9 protein-coding genes and 1 pseudogene are annotated in these 7854 nt (G+C 69.6%); 3 read left to right on the top strand and 7 right to left on the bottom strand.

What is annotated here, in order from left to right:
- Both G6016_RS13295 and G6016_RS13290 read left to right on the top strand, forming a co-directional pair.
- Positions 1-571: pseudogene (locus G6016_RS13295) on the top strand (alpha/beta hydrolase); the annotation flags it as partial.
- A 199-nt stretch (positions 572-770) separates the two neighbouring features.
- Positions 771-1322 carry a YceI family protein gene (locus tag G6016_RS13290; RefSeq protein WP_182633117.1) on the top strand — a complete coding sequence of 184 codons (552 nt, stop codon included), beginning with the start codon at positions 771-773 and terminating at the stop codon, positions 1320-1322.
- 217 nt (positions 1323-1539) lie between these two features.
- Here G6016_RS13290 and G6016_RS13285 read toward each other — a convergent pair whose 3' ends face one another.
- Entirely contained in the window at positions 1540-2133 is a 594-nt protein-coding gene (locus G6016_RS13285) for a maltokinase N-terminal cap-like domain-containing protein (protein ID WP_182633116.1), read from the bottom strand.
- A 269-nt stretch (positions 2134-2402) separates the two neighbouring features.
- On the opposite strand from G6016_RS13285, the gene G6016_RS13280 reads away from it, so the two are divergent.
- A complete protein-coding gene (locus G6016_RS13280; RefSeq protein WP_182633115.1) occupies positions 2403-2933 on the top strand; it encodes a hypothetical protein in 531 nt (176 codons plus the stop codon).
- Positions 2934-3075: 142 nt separating this feature from the next.
- On the opposite strand, the gene G6016_RS13275 is transcribed toward G6016_RS13280, so the two are convergent.
- The 6 genes from G6016_RS13275 to G6016_RS17715 form a co-directional block, all read right to left on the bottom strand.
- The gene (locus tag G6016_RS13275) at positions 3076-3978 is read right to left on the bottom strand and encodes an alpha/beta fold hydrolase (protein ID WP_182633114.1); all 903 of its coding nucleotides are present in this window, start codon (positions 3976-3978) and stop codon (positions 3076-3078) included.
- 153 nt (positions 3979-4131) lie between these two features.
- Entirely contained in the window at positions 4132-4707 is a 576-nt protein-coding gene (locus tag G6016_RS13270) for a PspC domain-containing protein (RefSeq protein ID WP_182633113.1), read from the bottom strand.
- A complete protein-coding gene (locus tag G6016_RS13265) occupies positions 4704-5027 on the bottom strand; it encodes a PadR family transcriptional regulator (RefSeq protein ID WP_182633112.1) in 324 nt (107 codons plus the stop codon). Before G6016_RS13265 ends, G6016_RS13270 begins: the two co-directional genes overlap by 4 nt.
- Positions 5028-5090: 63 nt before the next feature.
- Positions 5091-5570: an Rv1443c family protein gene (locus G6016_RS13260; RefSeq protein WP_182633111.1), complete on the bottom strand. Its 480-nt coding sequence runs from the start codon at positions 5568-5570 to the stop codon at positions 5091-5093.
- Position 5571: 1 nt separating this feature from the next.
- Complete coding sequence (locus tag G6016_RS13255; RefSeq protein WP_182633110.1) at positions 5572-6894, bottom strand: AI-2E family transporter; 1323 nt, start codon at positions 6892-6894, stop codon at positions 5572-5574.
- A gap of 59 nt (positions 6895-6953) precedes the next feature.
- On the bottom strand, positions 6954-7715 hold the full coding sequence (locus G6016_RS17715) for a phosphatase PAP2 family protein (RefSeq protein ID WP_182633109.1): 762 nt from the start codon (positions 7713-7715) through the stop codon (positions 6954-6956).
- Positions 7716-7854: the final 139 nt, after the last annotated feature.

Raw genomic sequence — 7854 nt, 5'->3', positions numbered from 1 at the left:
GTGGGGCTGCTCGCTGTCCGGCGGACACGTTCTGGAGGTGACCCGCGGACGGGAGGACGTGGCGGCGGTGATCTCCATGATCCCGCTGGTCGACGGCCGGGCCGCAGCCGTCGCCGCCGCCAAGCTGCACAAGCCCACCTCCCTGCTGCGGGCGACGGGGACCGCGATCGCCGCGAAGGCCGTAGCGGCGACGGGCCGACCCGAACCCCTGCTCGCGCTGGCCGGCCCGCCCGGATCCACGGCCCTCCTGTCGTTGGAGGGCTACGAGGAGGCGTACACCTCCGTCGCCGGGCCCACCTGGCGCAACGAGGTGGGTGCCTCCATCGGCACGGAGCTGGGTTCGTTCCGGCCCGCGAAGGCGGCGGCAGACCTCGTCGTCGTCCCCCTTCTCGTCCAGATCGCCGACCTGGACCGCAGCGCCCCACCACACGCCGCGGCGACGGCCGCGTTCACCGCGCGCGCCGAGGTCCGGCACTACCCGGGCGACCACTTCGACCTGTTCCCCGGACGGCCATGCCACGACCGCGCGGTGGCCCATGCGGTGCACTTCCTCCGGCGGCACGTGGCCTGACCAGGGCCTGACCAGGCGAGATCGCACAGGGGCCGGGCGGGCCGTTGACGCCCGGCCCCCTTCCCTGTCACGGCAGTAGCGCGTGAGGGGAGACACACTCACCCCTTGTTGACACGTCACCAACTCGGGCCTATGGTGGGAACCACAGACAGAGAGACACCCGGCCACACGGCCGGGACCCAACCTCAAAGGAGTCACCATGACCACCAACCTCAACGACCTGACCGGCACCTGGACCCTCGACGACACCCACACCCGCCTCGGGTTCGTCACCCGCCACGCGATGATCACCAAGGTCCGCGGCTCGTTCAACGACTTCACGGGCACCGTCACCGTCCCCGAGGCCGGCATCTCCGGCGCCGAGGCCAAGGTCACCATCAACGCCACCTCGATCGACACCCGCAACGCCGACCGCGACGGCCACCTCAAGTCGAACGACTTCTTCGACATGGAGACCTACCCCGAGCTGACCTTCGTCTCCACCTCGATCGCCGCGAACGGCGACGGTGGCGTGGACGTGACCGGCGACCTCACCATCAAGGGCAACACCAAGTCCATCACCATCCCGTTCGACTACGAGGGCACCGCCACCGACCCGTTCGGCAACCTGCGCGCCGGCTTCGAGGGCAAGACCGTCATCGAGCGCAAGGACTTCGACCTGACCTGGAACGCCGCGCTCGAGACCGGCGGCGTGCTCGTCTCCGAGAAGGTCACCCTCGAGATCGAGGTCTCGGCCATCAAGACGGCCTGACCCGACCCCGGCGCCAGACCGCCTCAAACCAGGCCCCCTCAGGCCCGACCGGCCCCCACGCGGGTCGGTGAGTGAAAAAGCACCGCCCCACCTGTCCTCCAGGTGGGGCGGTGCTTCGCGTTATGGGGGTGGCGTGGCCGGCGCCGGTGGCCGGGCCTGTTCCGATGACGCCGGTGGCCGGGCCTGTTCCGCGCCGCGCGGCGCGGCGTCGTGAAGATCAGTCGACGACGACGAGGACAGCAGTATGCCGACCGTCGGCGTCCTCCCACGTGCCGGTCAAGGTTCCGGGAGAGCCGATCAGTGGGCAATCCGACTCGGCGTCATTGTCCTCCGAGACCACACGGATCACCTGCGGGGCGTCGATCCCCTCGGCCCCGCCCTCGCCGCCTCCGCGGATGTTGACCGGCGACGGGGTGACGCTGCCGTCCTCGACCTGCAGGTGGTCGGCGGCGGCGTCGCGGTGGCTGATCACGCGGCGCACCTCGGTCGTGTACACCGGATCGGCCGGGGCGTCGTACACCCAGCGGCGGCCGAGGACCGAGTGCTCCATCGTCCCGACCAGCGCGTCGGCGGCGTCTGCGAGCTCGGCGCCGCGGTAGGTCACGGGGACGTGGAAGGTGCGCGCACCGTCGGAGAGCAGGAACGATTCCATGCCCACCTCACCCTCGGGGTCGACGAACCGGTAGGCGGTCACCTGCTCGAGGCGCTCCGGATCACCGTCGAACCACGACTGGGTGCGGACCCACGACCGGAGCAGCTCCAGCTTGCCCGGGTTGAGGACGGCGTCATAGATCTCGGCGGTTCCACTCATGCGCTAAGGATTCCCCACCCCGCCCGGTCCGGCAACCAGCCACCCCGGCGACCCCCTCCGGGCGGCGGACTGCAACGGCCGGCGGTCTGCGGCGGCACATGAGAAACAATTAGCCCCAGGAACGTTCGCGCAGCGCATGCGCATAAGAGTCGGGCCTCGCCGCGCGGTGCTGTGAGTGCCATCACTGCACAGTTCCGCTGGCTGCGGTTACCGTCGCCGCGTGATCCCCGGGGAGCTGCCCCGGTGACCCCGACGGAAGGTAACGCACGATGAAGAAGACCATTGCCGTGATCGGATCCGCCGCTGCCCTCTCCTTCGCCGGTGCGGGACTGGCCGCCGCCCAGGACGTCGATACCGTCGACCCCGAGGGCACCCAGGCCGCGCAGGTCGAGACCGCCAACGAGACGGGCGACGACGCCAACAACGAGGACGGCGCCAACGGCGACGACGTGGACACCCCCGAGGAGGTCTCCGACATCGCCATGCAGCTCTGTGGCACCGTCTCGGCCTACGACTTCCTCGGTTCGGCCGAGGGCGTCGTGCCCGGCCTGACCGGCGATGAGTGCGAGGCCACCGCCGACTCGGCTGTCGAGGCGGCCATGAGCGGCGACATCGGTGGTGCGCTCGACATCCTCCGCGGCATCGAGGCCGAGCTCCCGGACGACGGCGAGACGGGCGATGAGACCGAGACCGCCGACTCCGGCTCGGCCGGTCTGCTGGACGGCTTCGACGGACTCAGCGCCGCCCCCGAGGCTGACGCCGACGCCGCCCCCGAGACCGAGGCTGTCACCGCCGAGTAAGAGTCGGTCACTACCGGCGTGATCAGGTGATCTCGTGATCACGCCGAAGGCGACCACGAGCCCCGGCCCCCGCAACGCGCGGGGGCCGGGGCTTTCTCGCGTTCGGTGCCGGGCGGGCCTGAGCCCCCTCGGCCGCGGGCGGTCAGTCCAGCGGGGTGTCGCCCGCCGAGACGAGATCTCCCAGCGCCTGGTGGTCGATGAATCCGGGCTCGGTGGAGGACAGGAAGTCCACCAGGATCCGCTCGACCGCCGCCGGATTGTCCACGTGCGGATAGTGCCCGGAGCCCTCGATGATCTCGAGCCGACTACCCGGGATCGCCTCGTGGGTGGCGTAGCCGTGGGAGACGGGGATGATCGGGTCACGGTCACCCCAGATCACCTGGATCGGCAACTGCCCCGCCAGGTGGAACCGGTTGGTGGCGGACACCGCCTGGCCCTTGTTGTCCACGACCGCGCGCAGGGTCTTGAAGAACGCCCGCCGGGTCCCCGGCTGCGAGAGCGACTCGAATGCCGCCCAGTTCTCGTCCGCCGAGTCGGCGCGGACGCCCTTGTTGTAGAAGAACCGGCGCACGGAGTTGCCCACACCGACGACCATCGGCGTCGCCGCACTGGTGATCAGGAGTCCGGCACCGGGCACGGCCAACGTCCGGAGGATCCAGTTGACCTCCCTACCCAGGCCGCCACTGCCGATCAGCACGATCCGCTCGCAGAACTCCGGGTACTGGTAGACGAACTGCATCGCGACGCCGCCGCCGAGCGACTGGCCCACGACCGTGCAGCGCGAGACGCCCTTGACCACCAGCAGGTCACGCAGCACCGAGGCCATGGCGCCCAGCGAGTAGTCGTCGAACTCCGGCGAACTGTCGCCGTGACCGGGGAGGTCTGGCGCGATGACGTGGTAGCGCTGCTCCAACCGCGGGATCATCTCCCGCCAGGTGTTGGAACTGCCGGCCATACCGTGGATGAGCAGCAGTACGGGCTTGCCCTCGCCGGCCCCCGCCTCGCGGTAGGCCAGCTCACGTCCGTGAAGCATCGCAGTCTGCATGTGCAACTCCCTCTGGCAGGCATCCGCGTCGTATTTCGCCGCGAGACTCCCTTGAAAACAGTGTGCGCTGCCGACGCTTCTTTGTGCAGTTCTCCCCGTCACACTGTGATGAGCGCCGTGCCGCACAGCGTTATCGCAGGCGGTACACACCTGTTATCGCGGTGTCTGCGCCCCGGTTATGGCAGCGTTCCGCCCGATGTCGACTGCAGGCGGCAACACCACCGCGGCCACAAGATAGGCAAGGACATACGCAGCGAGGAACACCAGTACGACATAGTGACCAAAGGGCAGGAGCAAGACGGTGGCCACGATCATGATCGCCACGATCGCGATGCGCACCCACGTCACCGATGCCCGGGTTGCGGCAGCGACTCCCGCGCAGACCCCCGCGATCCACTTGCCGTCGCCGACTCGGCACCATCTCGGCGCCGCAGGACCTGATTCTGTCGGGCTCGGGGTCGACGGCTCGCCGGCGATCGGGCCCATCTCACCGAGCATCGACCGCATTCGGTCCGCACTGACCGCCTCTTCGCCGATCGAGGTGAGTGTGTCGCCGATGGCCGATTCGAGGTCACGGACGCTCTCGTCACCATCAGGGTCGCCCGCGAGCCGATCCCGCGCCTGCTCGAGGTAGCGCAGCAGCTCGTCGTGAGCGGCCGGGGTGAGACTGAAGGGGTTCGAGTGCCCGGTCAATCTCATCTGTACGGGGGTCGTGTTGGTGCCTGTCATCGTCCGATCCTTTCGATCATGGTGGTGAGTTTCTGCCAGTACGACCGGTACTCCGTGAGCCGCTGCTGACCCGCGGGGGTCAGCGACAGATATTTGCGAGGCGGGCCGCTGGGGGACTCCCGCCATTCGTGGTCCACGAGACCCTCGCGGCGCATTTTGTTGAGCAGCGGGTAGGCAGTGCCCTCCTGAACGGGGAACTCGACGTCCCGGAGCGCCGCGACGATCTCTCCCGCGTAGCGGGCCTTGTGCTCGACAGAGGCGAGCACAAGCAGTTCGAGAAGGCCCCGGCGCAGCGCAGAAAAATGCACCTCTTGTTCCATGCAGCTACCTTGTCACAACAAGGTAGCTGGGTACAACCACCGACAATGTCGAGGTGATCTGTCCTACCCGAAGGCCCGCCGGAGCCGCCGATGCCGGTGAGAGAACAACGCCCCCACCACAGATCGCACAACCGGCGCGGGCAGCAGTCCCCTGGGCTGCGCCCGCAGGGTGTCGGTCACACGGGTCGCCCCGGGCCCGGCGTCCTCGAGTTGCCGGTGGTGTTCCCACACCCGGCACGAGCCCAGGCTGGAGCGCTCGCGGAAGAATCGGGACTCGGCCACCTCGACGATCACCAGGTCGTCGAACTCCACCGGCAGCACGCCCAGCAGCAGGATCCACGCCCGCCCGAGCGGCCGGCCCAGCGGCACCTCGGCGATCGACGCCCCCTCAAGCGCCGCCGGGAAACGCATGGTCAGCAGCGGCCCGAACTCATCGGCCACGCCGGCCGGCGTGACGACCCGCGCCCACACATCAGGCCGGGGTGCGTCCACCACGCACGAGCGCACGATCTCCACCGCCGCGCCCGCGTTAGTGCTGTTCATGTCAGCGTCCCGCGGGTCCGTCCGAGTCGGCCGGACCGGGTCCGGAATCTGTGGGGCCGGTGGTGGCGTTGTCGTCGTCGTCCCCATTTGTTGATGCCCCACCCGCGGCGGCGGATCCACCGGCGCCGACCCGCGCGGCGCCACGATCGTCGCCGACGGGCTCCTCATGCGGGTGGCCATGCGCGTGTCCGTGCGGATGCTCGTGCGGATGCGGGTGATCCGGCCCCTGGATATCCGCCAACGACGGCAGGTCCCGCCCTGTGCTCGTGGAGACCAGCGACCGGACGATCGAGTTGGCCATCGCGGTGATGGGCACCGCGAACAGCGCGCCGATCACCCCGAACAGGTACGTCCCCGCCGCCACCACGAGGATCACCGCCAGCGGATGCAACGCCACCGCGTGCCCCATGAGCAGCGGCTGCAGCACATGCGACTCGGTCAGATGCACCGCCACGACGATCGCCAGCATGATCAGCGCCACCACGAGACCCCGGTCGACCAGCGCCAACAGGGTCGGAACCATCCCGCCGATGAGGGTTCCCACGATCGGCACGAACGACGCCAGGAACACCACCACGACGATCGGGATGACGAACGGCACCCGCAGGACCAGCGCGCCGATCCCCACGCCGGCGGCATTGATGGCGGCCACCGCGAACTGCGTGTGGGTGTAGGCGCCCAGGCTCGTCCAGCCCTGGCGGAAGGCGATATCGGTGCGCTCACGGCTCGCCTCCGGCAGCCAGCGGACGAAGAACATCCACAGTTTCTCGCCCTGATAGAGGAAGAAAAACAGGGACACGAGGCAGATGAGGGTGCCCGCCGCGGTATCCACGGCGGTGTGTCCCACGTGGTAGGCGCCGGTGGCGAGCAGGTCGGTGTGGTGCGTCAGCCAGCCGCGGGCCTCGTCGACGCCGGACTGGAGCCGGTCGGCGGTGACGTGGAGCGGGCCCTCCTCGAGCCACCTCAGCGCCGCGTCGGTGCCGGAGGAGATCTTGTCGCGGATCCGCGGGACCCCCGTGGCCAACTGGGTGACGACCAGGACGAAGGCGGCGGAGACCGCGACGATAACCCCGATGACGACGACGACGGCAGCCAACGCGCGCGGGACACGGGAGGGGATGCGGTCCACCACGGGCCGCAACATGGCCGCGAGCAGGACCGCGATCGCCAACGGGCCGGCGACCAGCGCGACCCGGCCGATTCCCTCCCCCACCAGCCAGACGCCGGCGACGATGAGCAGCAGACACGCGGCCCAGGCGGCGGCGAGCCGGATCGGATACGGCAGATGCTCGCGGGCGATCCGCACCGGATCTTCAGGGGTCATGAAAGACAGTTTAGGTTGAACTGAGCAGGCGTAGAGCGCCATTCGCAGGGACTGTCGCCTCAGCTGCCGCGGACCCTTTCGCGCCGGCGGGACGCGCCGTCCAGCACCACCACGTCGATCGTCACCCACACGATCGCCACACACCACCCGGCGAGGATGTCGCTCGGGAAATGCACGCCCAGATAGACACGCGAGAGCCCCACCACGGCGACGTACAGCAGCCCCGCGACGACCGCGGGCCACCGCCAGCGGGTCCGCCAGGCGATCACGATCAGCGCCGCCGCGAACGACATCGACGCCATCGCGTGACCGCTCGGGAACGAGAAGGAGTCCTCCACCACCAGGTGCTCCCAGAAGTCCGGCCGGGCCCGCTGGAACACCGCCTTCAACGCCGTGTTGAGCAGGGCCGATCCGATCACCGCCGCCGCGAGCAGTGCGGCGTCACGGCGTCTGCCCCGCCACCACAGCAGGCCCGCGCAGATCACCGCGAAGATCGGGACCGCGGCCAGGCCGCCCAGTTCGGTGACCGCCGACATCGTCGTCGTCACCCCTGGGGTTTCATACTCGTGCACCCACAACATCACCGCCCGGTCGAAACCGAGCTGCCCGTGGGTCACCACTTCGTGTGCGAGGTCCACGAACGCCAGCGGCGGCAGCAGGAACAGCAGTCCCGCGGCGGCGAGGTGGAGCCACGACCGGGGCGGCGGGCCGGGCTGGTCCGATTCGGCGGGGGCTCCGGGCTCGGCGGGGGTCCCGGGCTCGGAGCGGGTCCCGGCTGACTCGGGCGGCTCCGGCGGCTCAGGGATCGGAGGGATCGACACCCCGCGAGCCTATTACCGGTTCGCGGGCCGGTCGCGGTGACGACGAGAAGCGGTCCCCGCACGGCACCGTCGCGGGTAGCGTCCCCTCCATGAGCGACCCCGCCGCCCCGGCCGCGCACACCCGAGAACTGTGGTTCCC

It is taken from the genome of Dietzia aerolata (assembly GCF_014144865.1).
Lineage (GTDB): Bacteria > Actinomycetota > Actinomycetes > Mycobacteriales > Mycobacteriaceae > Dietzia > Dietzia aerolata.
Note: the sequence above shows the minus strand (reverse complement) of the source record. Positions and strands in the feature narration are given on the sequence as shown.

What these genes read in the sequence shown, in the direction of transcription:
- G6016_RS13275 (WP_182633114.1), bottom strand. Translation starts at nt 3,978, where the DNA reads ATGCAGACTGCGATGCTTCACGGACGTGAGCTGGCCTACCGCGAGGCG.
- G6016_RS13265 (WP_182633112.1), bottom strand. Translation starts at nt 5,027, where the DNA reads ATGGAACAAGAGGTGCATTTTTCTGCGCTGCGCCGGGGCCTTCTCGAA.
- G6016_RS13270 (WP_182633113.1), bottom strand. Translation starts at nt 4,707, where the DNA reads ATGACAGGCACCAACACGACCCCCGTACAGATGAGATTGACCGGGCAC.
- G6016_RS13280 (WP_182633115.1), top strand. Translation starts at nt 2,403, where the DNA reads ATGAAGAAGACCATTGCCGTGATCGGATCCGCCGCTGCCCTCTCCTTC.
- G6016_RS13260 (WP_182633111.1), bottom strand. Translation starts at nt 5,570, where the DNA reads ATGAACAGCACTAACGCGGGCGCGGCGGTGGAGATCGTGCGCTCGTGC.
- G6016_RS13290 (WP_182633117.1), top strand. Translation starts at nt 771, where the DNA reads ATGACCACCAACCTCAACGACCTGACCGGCACCTGGACCCTCGACGAC.
- G6016_RS13255 (WP_182633110.1), bottom strand. Translation starts at nt 6,894, where the DNA reads ATGACCCCTGAAGATCCGGTGCGGATCGCCCGCGAGCATCTGCCGTAT.
- G6016_RS13285 (WP_182633116.1), bottom strand. Translation starts at nt 2,133, where the DNA reads ATGAGTGGAACCGCCGAGATCTATGACGCCGTCCTCAACCCGGGCAAG.